Annotated in this window: 16 protein-coding genes; 12 read left to right on the top strand and 4 right to left on the bottom strand. The window is 40.4% G+C overall.

Annotated elements, in window-relative coordinates:
- Positions 1-75 precede the first annotated feature (75 nt).
- A complete protein-coding gene (locus HCX49_RS06105) occupies positions 76-549 on the bottom strand; it encodes an ankyrin repeat domain-containing protein (RefSeq protein WP_168126514.1) in 474 nt (157 codons plus the stop codon).
- Positions 550-1,006: 457 nt separating this feature from the next.
- Here HCX49_RS06105 and HCX49_RS06110 point away from each other — a divergent pair, with 457 nt between their 5' ends.
- The 3 genes from HCX49_RS06110 (at position 1,007) to HCX49_RS06120 (ending at position 3,566) form a co-directional block, all read left to right on the top strand.
- Positions 1,007-1,171: a hypothetical protein gene (locus HCX49_RS06110; RefSeq protein WP_165905827.1), complete on the top strand. Its 165-nt coding sequence runs from the start codon at positions 1,007-1,009 to the stop codon at positions 1,169-1,171.
- A 139-nt stretch (positions 1,172-1,310) separates the two neighbouring features.
- Positions 1,311-2,930, top strand: a complete 1,620-nt coding sequence (locus tag HCX49_RS06115; protein WP_168126515.1) for a fimbrillin family protein — start codon at positions 1,311-1,313, stop codon at positions 2,928-2,930.
- 168 nt (positions 2,931-3,098) lie between these two features.
- The gene (locus HCX49_RS06120; protein ID WP_132768018.1) at positions 3,099-3,566 is read left to right on the top strand and encodes a PA2169 family four-helix-bundle protein; all 468 of its coding nucleotides are present in this window, start codon (positions 3,099-3,101) and stop codon (positions 3,564-3,566) included.
- A gap of 247 nt (positions 3,567-3,813) precedes the next feature.
- Here HCX49_RS06120 and HCX49_RS06125 read toward each other — a convergent pair whose 3' ends face one another.
- Complete coding sequence (locus tag HCX49_RS06125; RefSeq protein WP_132768020.1) at positions 3,814-4,044, bottom strand: hypothetical protein; 231 nt, start codon at positions 4,042-4,044, stop codon at positions 3,814-3,816.
- A 410-nt stretch (positions 4,045-4,454) separates the two neighbouring features.
- On the opposite strand from HCX49_RS06125, the gene HCX49_RS06130 reads away from it, so the two are divergent.
- Positions 4,455-5,312 carry a bestrophin family protein gene (locus HCX49_RS06130; RefSeq protein ID WP_237682727.1) on the top strand — a complete coding sequence of 286 codons (858 nt, stop codon included), beginning with the start codon at positions 4,455-4,457 and terminating at the stop codon, positions 5,310-5,312.
- Between the two features lie 171 nt (positions 5,313-5,483).
- Here HCX49_RS06130 and HCX49_RS06135 read toward each other — a convergent pair whose 3' ends face one another.
- The gene (locus HCX49_RS06135) at positions 5,484-5,960 is read right to left on the bottom strand and encodes a PA2169 family four-helix-bundle protein (protein WP_021191750.1); all 477 of its coding nucleotides are present in this window, start codon (positions 5,958-5,960) and stop codon (positions 5,484-5,486) included.
- A gap of 111 nt (positions 5,961-6,071) precedes the next feature.
- Positions 6,072-6,581, bottom strand: a complete 510-nt coding sequence (locus tag HCX49_RS06140) for a DinB family protein (RefSeq protein WP_132768021.1) — start codon at positions 6,579-6,581, stop codon at positions 6,072-6,074.
- 253 nt (positions 6,582-6,834) lie between these two features.
- On the opposite strand from HCX49_RS06140, the gene xth reads away from it, so the two are divergent.
- The 8 genes from xth to glp all read left to right on the top strand — a co-directional run bounded on the left by xth (position 6,835) and on the right by glp (position 16,127).
- Entirely contained in the window at positions 6,835-7,611 is a 777-nt protein-coding gene (gene xth / locus HCX49_RS06145) for an exodeoxyribonuclease III (RefSeq protein ID WP_206368266.1), read from the top strand.
- A 1-nt stretch (position 7,612) separates the two neighbouring features.
- The gene (locus HCX49_RS06150) at positions 7,613-8,047 is read left to right on the top strand and encodes a tetratricopeptide repeat protein (RefSeq protein WP_168126516.1); all 435 of its coding nucleotides are present in this window, start codon (positions 7,613-7,615) and stop codon (positions 8,045-8,047) included.
- A 289-nt stretch (positions 8,048-8,336) separates the two neighbouring features.
- Positions 8,337-8,930: a (2Fe-2S)-binding protein gene (locus HCX49_RS06155; RefSeq protein ID WP_168126517.1), complete on the top strand. Its 594-nt coding sequence runs from the start codon at positions 8,337-8,339 to the stop codon at positions 8,928-8,930.
- A complete protein-coding gene (locus HCX49_RS06160; RefSeq protein WP_168126518.1) occupies positions 8,927-9,904 on the top strand; it encodes an FAD binding domain-containing protein in 978 nt (325 codons plus the stop codon). The genes HCX49_RS06155 and HCX49_RS06160 overlap by 4 nt, the downstream gene beginning before the upstream one ends.
- 61 nt (positions 9,905-9,965) lie before the next feature.
- Positions 9,966-12,173, top strand: coding sequence for a xanthine dehydrogenase family protein molybdopterin-binding subunit (locus HCX49_RS06165; protein ID WP_168126519.1), 2,208 nt, complete (start codon positions 9,966-9,968; stop codon positions 12,171-12,173).
- A 71-nt stretch (positions 12,174-12,244) separates the two neighbouring features.
- Positions 12,245-13,375, top strand: coding sequence for an XdhC family protein (locus HCX49_RS06170; protein ID WP_168126520.1), 1,131 nt, complete (start codon positions 12,245-12,247; stop codon positions 13,373-13,375).
- Positions 13,376-13,383: 8 nt separating this feature from the next.
- Complete coding sequence (gene moaA / locus HCX49_RS06175; RefSeq protein ID WP_168126521.1) at positions 13,384-14,364, top strand: GTP 3',8-cyclase MoaA; 981 nt, start codon at positions 13,384-13,386, stop codon at positions 14,362-14,364.
- A complete protein-coding gene (gene glp / locus HCX49_RS06185; protein ID WP_206368268.1) occupies positions 14,364-16,127 on the top strand; it encodes a gephyrin-like molybdotransferase Glp in 1,764 nt (587 codons plus the stop codon). The genes moaA and glp overlap by 1 nt, the downstream gene beginning before the upstream one ends.
- Positions 16,128-16,130 lie beyond the last annotated feature (3 nt).

Consider the following 16,130-nt stretch of genomic DNA (forward strand, 5'->3'; position numbering starts at 1 on the left):
CCGTATATTGTTAATAAAAAATACCCGGTACTGTGGAGTGCCGGGTATTTTTATTTTAAAAAAAGTCATGAGGTTTTAATTTTGTAAGATGGACAACGCAATTTCATTCCCTTGTTGCGCAGCCAGATCTTCTACCGACAAGCCTCTGGTGTCCAGAATACTTTTATTAGCACCGCGCTCCAATAGAAGCTGCAGCATTTCATTTCTTCCAAACATGGCAGCAAACATAAGTGCAGTGCCACCATTTCCATGTTGTAGATCGAGATTTGCTCCATGATTGATCAGTAGTTCGGCAATATTCTTATAACCTTTAAATGCCACGCCCATCAGTGCACTATTTCCGCCGTTATCCTGTGCATTAACATGTGCGCCTGCGTTTAATAATAATTGCGCGGCTTCATATTGGTTATTATAACAGGCAATGATAAGTGGCGTATAACCTTTATCATCTCTACTGTTAAGATCTACTTTCTGACGAATCAGTTCTTCTAGTACTTCTATGTTGCCTACCCGTGCGGCATGAATAATAATGTGCGCATCATGTATCATATAATTTTTATTTAAGTCTGTCCTTTTATTTAAGTTTAACGTCCTGCTTCCTACAGAAATTTAGTGCCATCATCCCAAAATCCTTTATTTTCTCTTCGCAAGCTATTACTGATGCTGATAGCTTACAATGAAAAAGGCTAGCCTAACATACTTATGTATAGTGGATTCCTGATTAACAAGAAGTACAAAATTTCTCCATATCAATAACAAACTATATCTGTTTTAGTTGCCATAAAAATTAAATAACGGTATTTCATACGAAAAGCACAGATTATTAAAATAATCAAAGGAGGTGCGTAAAGCAATGATCACTTTATATATTTTAGGAGTTGGGATCGGATGAAGGGATTTATACGTGTTTAAATAAATATTGTAAAAACTTTCAAAAATAAAGTAAATTTAAAATTTTAAATAAACCATTATAAGTAACTATTTAACAATTCACTAATTGAATCACATGAAAAAACGAAAAAACAATGTTTATGTTGTACCAACTATACAGGTATTACAAGTAGAGTTGGAGCAGGGGATAGCCGCGGGATCTCTATTAAACGCACCTGAAGAGCCTATTATTAATAATTGGGAATCAGAAATCGGAGGCACTCAAAATCAAGATTTATAATTGCACCAGGTTATAAAACGTGACGCACGGATTTCTAAATAATGAGGGGACATTGTGTATATGTTTTGTTTTTAATAGCAAAACATACAGTAATATAATATAAATCTTATGTTCCTCAAAACAAAACCATTTCCAAATTATGAAAAAAACGACCCATTACCTCTTGATTTTTTTAGGTATAAGTATCTTTGCCTCATGTTCAAAAGAAGGTAATAACGAAGCTCCTGTCACAGTAAACGAAACCATGCTGGTGGTTACTGTAACCGGTATTAAGGAGGTCCAAAGTTCCACAGGTCTAGGACAGAAAAATAAAGCCAAATTAACGGCGAAGACCCAAGTTTCTAAAATAATACAGCATAACGCATTTGATGTACAGGTGAGCATGCGTGATGAAATACTACAACGACAATTCGTAAAACAAAAAGGAGTTTCAAATAAAGCAACATTGACAGGTCCTCAAGCGGATGTTCCTGCTAGCGGAATAACTTATCGGCTCTACCTCTTCAAAAAGGATGATGGTGGCTTTGTCAGCTCCGCGGCTCTTCGTTTTGGAACTCCGGGACAACTCCAGGTGTCCCGAGGTACAAGCTACACCTGGCATGCGCTATCCTATAATAATACAGAGGAAATTCCAAATATAACAGGAGCAAACAGTATTGTTACGCTCCCTGAGAATAAAGATGTGCTGTACGCTTCGGGAGAATTTACGGTACCAGATACCGAGAATGCCCAAATTGCACTACCAATTACATTTAGTCATAAATTTGCACGACTGGCCGTGGAAATTAATGCTATGGGATTATTTGCTGATATGACAGCCTTGACAGCGGGAGTAAAAATAGGCGCCGGTTCTGCTGGAACAATTAATAACGGAGCGCTGGATATAAAAACCGGGATCCTTGTGCCACGCGATATCAACCACAACTTGTCAACTCTCCAAACCAGAGACTTTATTGATATTGAAAGCGGTTTTCAGGATAGAAAATTAGCTTACTTTTACGTTCCAGTGATGCAGGGTAATGAAGATCTTAAGGTTGATGTGCAAATTAATGGTTTAAGTATACGTTTGGATAATGGCACAATACGTAATTTCGATGAGAATCTCCTTGCTACTCCTTTTACTTTCCAACAAGAAATTGCCCTGATTGAAGAGGGTAAGAGCTATTATTGCCTATTCAATATTTTAGAATCACCAATAACAAAAAATGGCTTACGCTGGGCAAGGCAAAACCTTTACGTACATGAAAATGCGCATAACCCATACCGATTTTTGCATACTCATCAATCTACTGCAGTGAAATCAAGCTGGAAGCCTCAGGAACTGATTGATCAAGGTGATCCATGTTTAAATGTTTATCCCCAAGGTACATGGAAAATGCCCTCACAGGAGGAAGTAAAAAGTTCCATAGCACCTATTGGGTATATTAATAATTTTCCTTTTCTGAATGATTCACAAAGTGGTTTAAATTATTATGAATTTGCTGCCAGCGGTACGGCTTCCCCTTATCCTGATAATACTCTGCGATTTAATATTACACCTTACAGACCGCTACCAGAGAAGAATTCCAATTATTGGACTTTACCATTTCCGTATATTGGTGATGGAGGTGATTTAGAAACGTACATTATCATGTTAAATGGTGATCGACTCAATTCAAGATCAATTACGATTTCAAGATTTACACAAGGTGGTGGTATAACATATCACAACATTAACTATCCAGCAGGATTTCCAATTCGTTGTGTAAGAGTGTCGTAATTGATCAATCGGAAGAGGTGTTTTAATTTTCTATCGGCGTAATTATTTTTGAAATCGTGGTATATACGGAATTTTTGTGTTAATACTTGAAAATCAAAGTAACGGTGAACTCCTGTTACGATGGGTTGTTTTTCTTGTATAAATATTTATAAAGTAACTCAATGTATTATGGAAAATCATTTGAACAACCCAGAAATTATCAATGACCTGATTAAAATTAATAATGATCGGGTGGAAGGTTATAAAACAGCATTAGATCTTTCGCATACACTAAGTTTAGATAGCTTACAGCAATTATTTGCAAAGTATGTCTTGCAATCGCAACATTTTATTGAAGAGCTGAAACCTTTTGTGGTTTTGGAAGGTGAACAACCGACCGATGCCACTATGCTGAGCGGTAAACTGTTCAGAATGTGGATGAGCGTAAAAGTAACGATTGCAGGTAATGACAGAAAAAGTTTATTGGAAAGTTGTGAAAAAGGAGAGGATGCGTTTAAGGACACGTACAAAAAAATTCTTCAAGAGGATAATGATCAATTATCTATCGAGGTGAAAAATATACTTTTAAAGCAGTTGGATAAACAGCTGGAAGCACATGATGCCATTAAAATGCTACGTGATGAAGTAACATTGTAAAAGTTTTAACTAATTTATAAAAATGAATGTTATCATTTAAAATATAAGGTCCTGTCGAAGTAGGTATTTAATCGGTAATTTTATTTTATATACTGGTATTACAATCTTTGTTTTGTTAACGTATATTTTTATTCTTAATTTTATAATACGGTTCATCACCGTGTTCATTAAAGTGGTTAATAGGATAAAAGGCTGTAGTATTTTCATACGCAGCCTTTTATTATTTTTAATATTTGAAACCGCCTACTTATTTTTTAGAATCGATTGGCATGTGGTCCATGGCCCCTAACTTCGCAATACCATCGTCTTCTTGAATTTTTGCAAAATGCTCTTTGGCTAATTTCAGCCCGATCGCAATAGCAGTATCTTCAGGAACACCTTCCTGTAGCAATGTATCGGCCATTTCAATGGCTCTAATACGGATATGAGTAGGCAAATTTTTATAAGTTGGCGGATAGTCATCATTGTACCAAGGCATAGTCCTCCTTTTTTTTATGAGATTTTACTAAAATATCGTTGTTATCTAGGTCTATAACAATTAACCATATAGGAAAGTTGATTTTATTTTAATTAAATAGTAGAAGTAAGTGTTGTAGAATCTCTTCGAAAAATCAAATCAGTGTGCTGTTGAATTGTTTAGGACTGCTTAACTTACGTAAATTATGTTGGGTTGATGCGAGATTTTAAATAATGGTACCAAGAGTGAACCATCAAAATACTGATTTAGTATGAAAACACTCTTTTTTGAAATATTAATGATATTCTTTGAAATACTTGTACACAGATCGCTACAAAATTCAAAACAAAATAGCCTTGGCGGAAACAGATATAAATAAAGTTTGTTAAGCTATTATGATCTTAAACTCTTCTAAAATTCCCTTTCGTTATATGTTTAACAAAGTTAAAAGGGAAGTGGCTTTGGTGGCCATTATCGGCTTAATTTTTAATGGATTGACTTATATTTTACACGATAAGCTTCCGAATATGCCCTTGGGGGTTCCTGCATTTTTAGGTACCGCCATATCGGTTTTATTGTCTTTTAAAATGAGCCAGTCGTACGAAAGATGGTGGGAAGCACGCAAAGTATGGGGCGCTATTGTTAATGACTCCCGGTCGCTTGTCATCCAGATGCAGAGCTATCTCGCTCCTGAATATGCAGGGGTGATAAAGGATATTGCTTATAAGCAGATTGCCTGGTGCTATGCATTAGGGGATTCACTTCGCGACCTCAACCCGTTAGCAAGACCATTGGAGTTGACGCAGGATGAACTTGATCTATTGCAACAGCATCGCAATGTGCCCTTGGCAATTACCCAGTTGCAGGCGCTTGCTATCAAGGATCTGTCCGAAAAGCAGGCAATTCCTGATTTTTTCCGTGTTCAGTTGGATCAAACCTTAGTCAGGCTGGTGGATGCGATGGGTCGGGCTGAACGGATCAATAATACCGTATTTCCGGTTACTTACCGCCTTTTTCTTCACGGAGCGATCTATCTCTTTCTGATTACCTTATCGATAGCTATACAGGATGTCAGCCCGATTTTCGAAATTCCGCTATTGGTGCTGATCGCAGCATTGTTCTTCCTGGCAGATAAGACGGCCTATAATCTACAGGATCCTTTTCGCAATCGACAAAGTGATGTGCCCGTAACCGCGATATCCCGTAATATTGAAATCAATATCAAACAATTGCTTGGAGAAGAGCATATTCCTGAGCCCTTGAAGCCAAAGACATTTTTTATACTGTAGTGGTGGGAATAGGAGTTCGAAGATCAGGAAAACAGTTCCTAGGATACGGAGTTAGGAAGATCAATTCACGTATTGAAAGAAATAGGGATATAAAAGCAAGCATCGATTGGTGCTTGCTTTTTTTCGCGCATTGCCACCTTTCCAAATCATCTTAAAGAATCAATGCCGTAATTACGGACAATCCGCTAAATTTTTGTCCCGCAGGCTTTTAATATGATCATGAGCCTGAAGCTGCAGTATCGCCTGATGCCGAATGAGATGTTCTGCTTCTAATGTCAGCACTTCTTTTTCTTCTAAAGTGTGATGATACACACGCTTGTAGATGTCTTCTCTTTTTTCGCAGTCATTTAAGATGCTCTGGATCGTATTCTCAACAAAACTATTCTTCAGATCCAGCCACATGTTGCGTAATTTGCTCGATATAGTTGTGCTTAGCTGTGGAAATTCGCTTGCCTCATAAACGAAGGGTTTGAGGTCTGTAATAAATTGTTCAGACTGATCCCGGTATTGCCTAAGGTACTTATCAATATCGTTGTGCGTATCTTTTGGTAACAGTTCAATATATTTGGTATAACCCGCAATTCGGTCATTATTGGCCTCTACTAAATTATTTAACAGATAGGCCTGTTCCTGCAATAAATTTTCCATCGTATATGCTCTTCATGTTTATTTAATAAACAATCTAAAAGAATGTTAGTTCATTATTTAAACTTATGGTGAATGTTAAAGGGTAAAACATGCCATGAAGCTGAAAGATGATTATGCCATCTGATTGATTTCGCGCATTTTTAAGAATTTAATCGTTATGCCCATCTGTCCGAGATGGTATAGATCATGATGGATAAGTCCTGTTACTAAATATTGGTAATCGTGTGGAAATGCAGGATCTGCATAAGGGTAGGGTGTCGATAGAAATACATCGTCTTTGCCTTCCAGAAAGTAGATGATGCTTTGTTGTGTGCCGTGAAATTCCAGAAGCATATTTTTCCATTCTTTTTTGGCAAGTTCTGTATTGGTTCGCCAATTTGCGGTATCGGTCATTTCAAGTCCACGGGGATTTCCTTGGAGACGGCTGAGGACTTCCTTTCGCCATTCTATCAAATGCGACATCAATTCGGCGATGCTGTGCATGTCCGGAAGCGGACGCTCGAACGCTGTCATTTCATTTACTTCAGCAAGCTTCTTTTCGAAATTTTCATCGATCCATAGATCAGCACTTTCGATATCTCGCAATTGCTGCATCATATTAGTTATCAGTACTTTTTCCATGATTTTCGTTTTAAGTGGTGAAATACTAACTGTTATTACCCTACCTGCATCGGATCTCGACCCTCTAGCAAATATCAGTATTCATCTTATGTAGGCTCCTTTTAAAGCCTTGATATTAAAGAGTACACTAGATAGTCCACTTTTGTTCTCTAACCGGGATAATAATGTTTTTATTTCAATACCGTTGTCGGTCAAACTTTGGTGAGCGGTGTTTGTTTTAATGTGAAGTGATCATAATGATATATGCTAAGTCATGATTAAAATAGCAACCTATAATATCAATGGTATTAATGGCCGTCTACCTGTATTGCTTCGATGGTTAAAGGAGGAATCTCCTGATGTCGTTTGTCTGCAGGAATTAAAGGCTCCACAGGAGCGTTTTCCTATACAGGCTATTACCGACGCTGGTTACAAGGCAATATGGCATGGTGAAAAAAGCTGGAACGGTGTTGCTGTGCTTTCTAAATACGATATCACAGAAGTCTCACGCGTATTGCCTGGAGATGAAGACGATACCCATAGCCGATACCTAGAGGTTATTGTCAATCAGCTCGTGATCTGCTGCTTGTACCTGCCTAATGGGAATCCCTATCCGGGACCAAAGTTCGACTATAAAATGAACTGGATAAAACGGCTAACCAAGCGTACTAAGACCTTGTTAGCGATGGAGATTCCCGTCATCCTTATTGGAGATTTTAATATCATTCCGACGGAGATGGATACATATAAACCGGAAAAATACATCGATAATGCTTTGTTCAGAATTGAAGTCAGGAAGGCATTTCAGCATCTTATAGCTCAAGGATGGCTGGATACTATCCGGAAATTATTTCCGGATCAGAAGGTATATACCTTCTGGGACTACCTGCGGCATGCTTACAGCCGCAATGCCGGTCTTCGTTTGGATCATATTTTACTTAGTCCCTTATTGGAAGATAGACTTTTAGAAGGCGGAATCGACCGGCATGTAAGAAGCTGGGAGAAAACAAGCGACCACGCACCGGTCTGGATATGTTTAAAAGAGCAATAGTATGAAAGCTATTCGTATTTCTCTTAATGAGCTCATGAAAATAGGTAAACAGCAAGAAATAGATGGTGATTCTAATGGCGCTATAAAAAGCTATAGGGCAATAATTGGAAAAGATCCATTACATGTGCAGGCATATAATAGACTCATGATTGTATACCATCGCCAAAAAAAATATAAGATGGAAATCGCTATTATAAAAAAGGCACTTCAAGCTTATGAGAAGGATGTGCGGCAGGATCTTTTAGCTTGGAAAAGTGAAAATAGTACATCTGCAGCTCTTAGTCACAATTTAGCTAAAGCATTGGGTCTCTTCGATGATAATGGTTTTCCTATTTTCGAAGAACCGCAGATAATGCGCTGGCGTAAACGTTTAGCGAACTTGGAGCGGAAAATAAAACCAGAAAATGATCCTCATAAAAAAAAGAAAGTTCGCTAAAAAAATTAACCTAGCCACTTAGTATTATTATTACATGGGATCTTAAAAAAGTCCTCAGCTTAGGATCAGTAATATTGGTAGCAAAAACAGTAATATATGTACCTATTAATTGCGGGTTATTCATGAAATTTGAAATAGGTAGAACAATATTTTTTAGTTATGTGTAACGGTCGCCGTTTAATATAGGCATATGAAAACTTTTAACTGCTTTAATTTGTTCTAAAGTTATGCTTTGGCTACTTAATTTGTCTTTACTGTTCAATGGTAAGGACAAAAAAATATTCCAATTATGAAGAAAAACAGTAATTTCAGCAGAAGATTTTTTTTAAAGACCACTGGCGCCCTTACTTTACTGGCGACACTTCCGGCTTCTTTAAAAGCGACCTACCTACAGGTGAAACAATTTATTGTTCCTGCCAAGCGCACAGTTCCTTTGACGTTACAGGTTAATAAAAAGGCTTACACGCTTGATTCGGATACAAGAACTACCTTGCTGGATCTTTTGCGTGAAAACCTCGGTCTTACCGGTACAAAGAAAGGTTGCGATCACGGTCAATGTGGCGCCTGTACGGTCCATGTGGATGGCGTAAGGGTTTTAAGCTGCCTGACTCTTTCTGCCTCTACGGTTGGAAAAGAAGTAACCACGATTGAAGGTATTGCCGATGGTGAACAACTGCATCCGATGCAGGAGGCTTTTATTGCATGTGATGGTTTTCAATGTGGCTATTGTACACCCGGGCAAATTATGTCGGCTATTGCCTGTGTAAAAGAGGGCCATACGCATTCCGTTGAGGAAATTAAAGAATTTATGAGTGGCAATCTTTGCCGCTGTGGAGCTTATAACGGTATTGTTGAATCTATTCAAAAAGTAGCGCAATCATGAAACCTTTCGAATTTATAAGAGTAACCAATACCAAAACTGCACTTTCTCATAAAAAAGATCATGTGCAGTATATCGCGGGCGGAACAAATCTGGTCGATTTGATGAAAAAGAACGTGCATCTTCCGGATACTGTTGTAGACATTAATGATGCGCTTATTCGTACAATAGATACACATGACAAAAATATTCATATCGGTGCTATGGTTCGCAATACTGAAATTGCGACCGATCCGAAGGTCTTGAAAGATTTTCCGCTGCTTGCAAAAGCTGTTTTAGCTGGAGCTTCTCCGCAGATCCGAAATATGGCTTCTACAGGAGGTAATATCTTACAACGTACCCGTTGTCCATATTTCTACGATACCACGACCGACTGCAATAAGCGTGAGCCGGGTACCGGATGCAGTGCATATGCTGGAGAAAATAGGATGAGCGCCATAATTGGTTATAGTAAAGATTGTGTTGCTGTACATCCATCTGATCTCTGTGTCGCATTTGTTGCATTGGATGCTGAAGTACACGTGATCACAAAAGATCAAAAAGAGAATGTTATACCTTTTCAGGAGTTTCATCGTCTTCCGGGAAATGATCCTCATCTGGACAATAATTTACCGGATCATGCTTTAATTTCATTTATTAAAATTTTAGAAAATCCATTTGCGAAACATTGTGCTTATCTTAAGATCAGAGACCGGGCTTCTTATGCCTTTGCTCTGGTTTCGGTAGCCGCTGCACTGCACTTGGACGGTGACCGCATTGTTGAAGCGCGGCTGGCCTCTGGTGGTGTAGCACATAAACCTTGGCGCTGGCTGGAAGCTGAAGAGTTCTTGATCGGTAAAAATGCCACTGCTGCTGTATTTAGCGAGGCCGCCGCCATGATTGTCGCGGATGCGCATCCCTTGGCACAAAATGGTTTTAAAGTAGGCATGCTGAAAGGTGCTGTGGAATCTGCACTGGCACAATGCCTGCTGGCTTAATCTGTAGCAAGGAATAACGTTTTTTAATAAAAATGAATGGGTTTTTACAAAATAATGTAAAATGAAAGACTTGAATCAACAAAATATAACCATACCTGAAGGGCGCGTCGAAGCACGGGATAAAGTGATCGGGAAAGGAAAATATGCAGCGGAATATGCGGTGGATAAGATGTGCTATGCTGTTTTGGTAGGAAGTACTGTACCTAGTGGTAAAATTAAAAATATTGATCTGTCCAAAGCAAAACAAGTAAAATCTGTACTTGGTTTTGTATCCCATCTGGAAAAACCTGCTGTTCCTGGTTTTGCGACGGAGGCGTTGATTAAAGAATCGCGTTTTGGTCTTCCTGTATTTCATACAGACACCATTTATTTTAAGGGACAGCCGGTTGTATTGGTTATGGCGGAGACACTTGAGGATGCCACTTATGCGGCATCGCTGGTAGAGGTGCAGTATGAAAAGACAAAATTTAATGTTGATTTTGACTCTACCTACGCACAGATCCCACTGCACGAAGCGGGTAAAGAACGCGGAAATCTCGAGAGCTGGCAAGATGCACCTCATGTGGTGGAGGCCGAATATGAAATTAAAACGGAGGTACATCACCCCATGGAAATGCATGCCACGATCGCTGCATGGACTGGTACCGATCATCTCAAACTTTACGACAAGACACAGGGAGTGAATAATGTACAACAGGTGATCGCACCTTTATTTAATCTGAAAAAGGAACAAGTGGAGGTCATGAGCGAATTTGTCGGCGGTGGTTTTGGATCTGGTCTTCGGGTGTGGCCACATGTACTGGCTACCGTTATGGCAGCCAAACAGGTGGGACGTCCCGTGAAATTAATGCTGACAAGACCGCAGATGTTTATCGGTACCGGTTATCGTCCTGCTTCCTGGCAGAAAATTAAGCTTGGAGCAGATGATCAGGGGAAATTTATGGGTATCCATCATCAGGCCCGTAATGAAACATCGTTATATGAACGGTTTTCAGATCAGATCACACGGATAACGCGTCTGATTTATGATTTTGAACATCTTAAGACTGAGGATGCACTAGTGCCGTTAAATATCAATGCAGCGACCTGGATGCGTGGTCCCGGTGATTGTACGGGAGATTTTGCAGTTGAATGTGCCATCGATGAATTGAGCTATAAATTGAATATAGATCCCGTAGCGATCCGAGCAAAAAATATTGCTGTAACGCATCATCCGGATTCTAAATTACCCTGGTCATCAAATTATTTAGTAGATTGTATGAACTTAGGTGCCCAGCGTATCGGTTGGGAAAAGCGGAATCCACAACCTAATAGCATGCAGGAAGGCGACTGGCATATTGGCTACGGGATGTCTGTGGGAATGTGGAATGCCGGAAGAAATAAAACGAGTGCCGCCATAAAAATGAAAAAAGATGGAAGTCTGATCATTCAGACTGCAATGACCGATATCGGTACAGGAACAGGGACGGGTATGAAAAATATTGCCCATGAGATAACCGGGATTCCGAAAAATAAAATAACAATCGAACTTGGTCATTCAAATCTCCCTCCAGCGCCCAGCCAAGGTGGAAGTACTGGAATGTCTTCTGTAAGCGGGGCTGTTGTGGAAGCAGTCCGTCTGCTGAAAGAAAAGCTGTTAGCCTATGCCGCTAAACAAGACCAAAGGTTCAAGGATGTACAGGAAGATGTCTTAGTGCTGTCTGAAACTGGTTTGTCTTTGAAAAATGATACAACTGCAACTATTCCTTTGGATACCTTGTGGAAGCAAAATAACTTAGATGAATTAGTGGTAGAAGCGACCTCAGGTCCCGGTGAAGAGCGTAAGAAATATGCTTTTTGCTCTTCTGCTGCTCATTTTTGCCAAGTAAGGGTCAATGTGAAAACGGGAAAGGTCATGGTGACAAAAATGGTCTGTGTGGCCGATGGAGGTAAAATTGTGAATGAAAAAGCGGCAGCCAACCAGATGTCAGGTGCAGCTGTCGGCGGCATCGGAATGGCACTTATGGAAGAGCGCCTGCTGGATACGCGGATCGGTGGAGCTATTGCTGATGATCTGGCAGGCTATCATTTTCCGGTTAATGCCGATGCACCAATAATTGATGTCAGTTTTATCGGTAAATCAGATCCTTTTATCAACCCGACTGGGGCTAAAGGTTTAGGTGAGGTGGGAATTATTGGAACGGCCGCTGCAATTGCGAATGCCATTTATAATGCTACGGGCAAAAGATTACGCAGTTTACCCATTACTCCAGATAAAATATTAAGTTAATCAAACACCTTAATTGATGTTGTTTAAATTTTTGTAAAATAAGTGTTTAACGAGTTATTGAATTTTGTTTGATGAGTGAATTAAAAACCATAATTGCCGCATACGATACCGCTGAATCGCAGGGTTATAAAACGGTGCTGGCTACCGTTGTTAAGGTAGAGGGTTCATCCTACCGGATGCCAGGTGCACGCATGCTGGTATCTGAATATGGAGAGATGACTGGAGCGATCAGTGGGGGATGTCTCGAAGGTGATGCACTCCGCAGGGCGATGCTAGCGCTCCAGCAGCAAACTAATAAATTGGTAACTTATGATACCACAAATGAAGCCGATGCAACCCTCGGTATACAATTGGGCTGTAATGGTATTGTACATCTACTATTTGAATATATTGACCCGAGCGATCCTCAAAATCCGATTGCCTTATTAAAAAAAACAACCGATAAACGGGTACCAGCACTTGTGGTCACGATCTGCTCATTGGATCGCTATGCTGAGCAGCCCGGTACATGTGGTATACGACTGGAAAATGAAACCGTTTTAAGAACCAATCCGCTTATTGCAGGTGAAGATATGCTTGCTTATATGGAGCAGGTAAGCAGAAGTAAGGCCACGATGCGAACGGTTTTAGAATATAAAAATGTGGATTATGAGCTATTATTGGAATACCATATTCCGCCAATTCATATGGTCATTGTGGGGGCAGGAAATGATGCACAACCGGTAGCTGCGATGGCGGCTATGCTTGGCTGGGAAGTAAGCATTGTTGATGGTAGGGCCAGTCACACAGCAGTTGATCGTTTTCCTGCAGCAAAACAAGTGATCACTGCAGCTGCCAGTGAGTTTCTGCATCAGATCGATATCGATGCCTATACCGCAGTGGTTTTAATGTCGCACAATTTTAATTATGACAAAGATGTTCTCAAGCATTTACTACAGACATCTGTTTCTTATATTGGCTTATTAGGACCTAAAAAAAGGTTTCAACGTTTGCTTAACACATTACAAGAAGATGGTTGCATCATAGAAGAAGCTCAGCTGGCAAAAATGCATGGCCCTGTCGGTCTTGATATCGGAGCTGAAACTTCGGCAGAGATAGCACTCTCGATTATTGCGGAGGTCAAATCTTTTTTACACAGCCGATCTGCTGCATCTCTTCGTGACCTCGCAGCTAAGATGCACGAGAATATTCCAATCCTTTAATCATTATTATGCTATTCGATAAATTTGGCCGTCAACATACTTATCTCCGTATATCGCTTACGGACAATTGCAATCTGCGCTGTTTTTACTGTATGCCCGAAGAGGAATATGCCTTTGCGGCACATGCCAAACTGATGCAGCCCGATGAAATCTTAGCGATCGCTAAGACTTTTGTATCGCAGGGAATTACGAAAATACGCTTAACCGGTGGGGAGCCTTTTGTACGTAAAGATGCAGCTCTGATTTTAGCAGGACTGGCCACTTTACCGGTAGAACTGACCTGTACCACCAATGGGGTAAGGGTGGATGCTTTAATGCCCATGATCAAAGCGGCCAATTTTAGCAGTATCAACATCAGTCTAGATACCTTAAATGCCGAAAAATTCCATAAGATAACAGGTAGAAATCTTTTTGACCGTGTTTGGTCAAATATTGGCCTATTGTTAGCGTCCGGCATAACCTGTAAATTGAATGTGGTGGTAATGAAAGGGCTGAACGATAATGAAATCACTGATTTTGTCGCGCTTACTGAAAAATGGCCATTAGAGGTTCGTTTTATTGAATTTATGCCTTTTTCTGGTAATAAATGGACCAATAACCAGGTGTTTACTTTACGGGAAATAAAAGATGTGATCCAAAAAAGTTATACCATCCACGAACAGGTGGGGAGTATACACGATACAGCAAAACATTTTCATATCGCAGGCCACCGCGGATCATTCGCCGTCATCAGTACCATGAGCGAACCTTTTTGTGCAGGCTGCAACCGGATCCGTTTAACGGCAGATGGTAAATTGAAAAATTGTCTCTTTTCTACTCATGAAACGGACTTACTTACCGCCCATCGGCTGGGACAGCCTATATTACCGTTGATTCAAGCGAATATCCAGGCAAAGGCTTTTGCTCTAGGGGGCCAATTAGCCACTGATTTTACGCAAATAGATGCGGATAAATTACAAAATAGAAGTATGATAACTATTGGAGGATAATGCAGGATACAGGTATAATAATATTAGCAGCGGGTAGTTCCTCACGCTTAGGGACTGCAAAACAACTTCTGGATTATCAGCATAAGCCATTAGTTCAACATGCTGTAGAACAGGCGCTGTCGAGTGACCCTGCTTGTGTGATCGTAGTGGTGGGCGCTGATGCCGAGGCCGTTGCAGGAATACTTGTTGACCATGATCTAAAGATCTGTTACAATGATGATTGGTCTACAGGAATGGCCTCGTCTATCAGGAAAGGAATAGAGGCGTTATTAAACGATCATCCATTGTTAACTCGGTGCATCTTTTCAGTATGTGATCAGCCCTTTCTTGAGGCTCATCATTTTATGCAATTGCATGAAAATCAGTTGGAAAGTCAGAAAGGGATTATTGCATCGGCCTATGCGGATACCTTGGGCGTGCCGGTGCTGTTCAGTAACTTTTATTTTCCATTATTACAGCAGTTGCAGGGAGATCAGGGTGCTAAAAAAATCATAGCCGCATATCCTGATGATGTTGTTGCAGTTGCTTTTGATAAGGGATCAGTCGACATTGATGAACCTGCTGATTTAAGATATTTAATACAGGAAATGGTTTCAGTATCGGAAGCAAAAGCGATCATTAAAAAACATGCCCATTTTGTTCGCACTGGAATAAAAACTTTATCTGAGTCTTTAGGATATACTGTTGCAGAGCAGATTATATCAAAATATGATATTCCTGGTTTTAGGCAGTCTTCGATGGATGGCTATGCGTTGAAATTTGAGGACCACAATAACCGATTGGAAATTGTGGGCGAAATGCGTGCTGGAAAACAGTCGGATGTAACGCTATTGTCCGGACAGGCGATGCGCGTCTTTACGGGTGCACCCATACCAACGGCGGCAGATACCGTGGTCATGCAGGAACGGGTATATCGCGAAGGAGATTGGATCACGGTTGCTGATGAGCAATTAACTCTTGGCATGCATGTCCGTGAAAAAGGTAGCGAAGCCACAAAAGGCACATTGGCCCTTGCACAGGGAACTGTATTGACGCCTGCTGCACTGGGTTTTTTAGCAGGTATCGGCTGTGAGAAGCTGCTGATTTTTGAACCGCCAAAAGTAGCCATCATTGTGACAGGTGATGAACTGAAGGAATTGGGTCAGCCACTTTTCTTTGGACAGGTATACGACTCAAACTCGATTCAACTACGTGCTGCACTTCAAAAAGCAGGTATCGAAACGGTTCAGGTTTTTCACGCTACAGATGATCCTGCCGCATTGGAAAAGATCTTGGGACAGGCATTGTTAGCTTCGGATCTGGTGCTGCTGGTGGGAGGCGTGAGTGTGGGTGATTATGATTTTGTGGTGCAAAGTGCTCTGGCGCAGTCGGTGCGGCCTCATTTTCATAAAGTGAAACAGAAACCAGGAAAACCATTGTTTTTTGGAACTAAGGATGAAACAGTGGTTTTCGGATTGCCAGGAAATCCTTCTTCAGCGCTAACCTGTTTCTACCTGTATGTTTTACCGGCTATTGACCGGATGATGCAACGAGCTGATTCCGTTTGCTACAGCAAAGCCGTGACTACCGTTGATTATCCAAAAAACAGTGGATTAACACATTTTATAAAAGCTCATTTAATGGACGGTAGGGTATTGCCCCTGCATGCGCAGGAATCTTATCGTCTACAATCTTATGCCCAGGCCAATTGCCTGCTCGTGATACCGGAAGAATCTACTGGTATTGTGGCAGGTGAAGAAGTCCAAGTAATCGTATTGCTTTAAAAA

This window comes from Sphingobacterium sp. B16(2022) (assembly GCF_012030425.1).
Taxonomy (GTDB): domain Bacteria; phylum Bacteroidota; class Bacteroidia; order Sphingobacteriales; family Sphingobacteriaceae; genus Sphingobacterium; species Sphingobacterium anhuiense.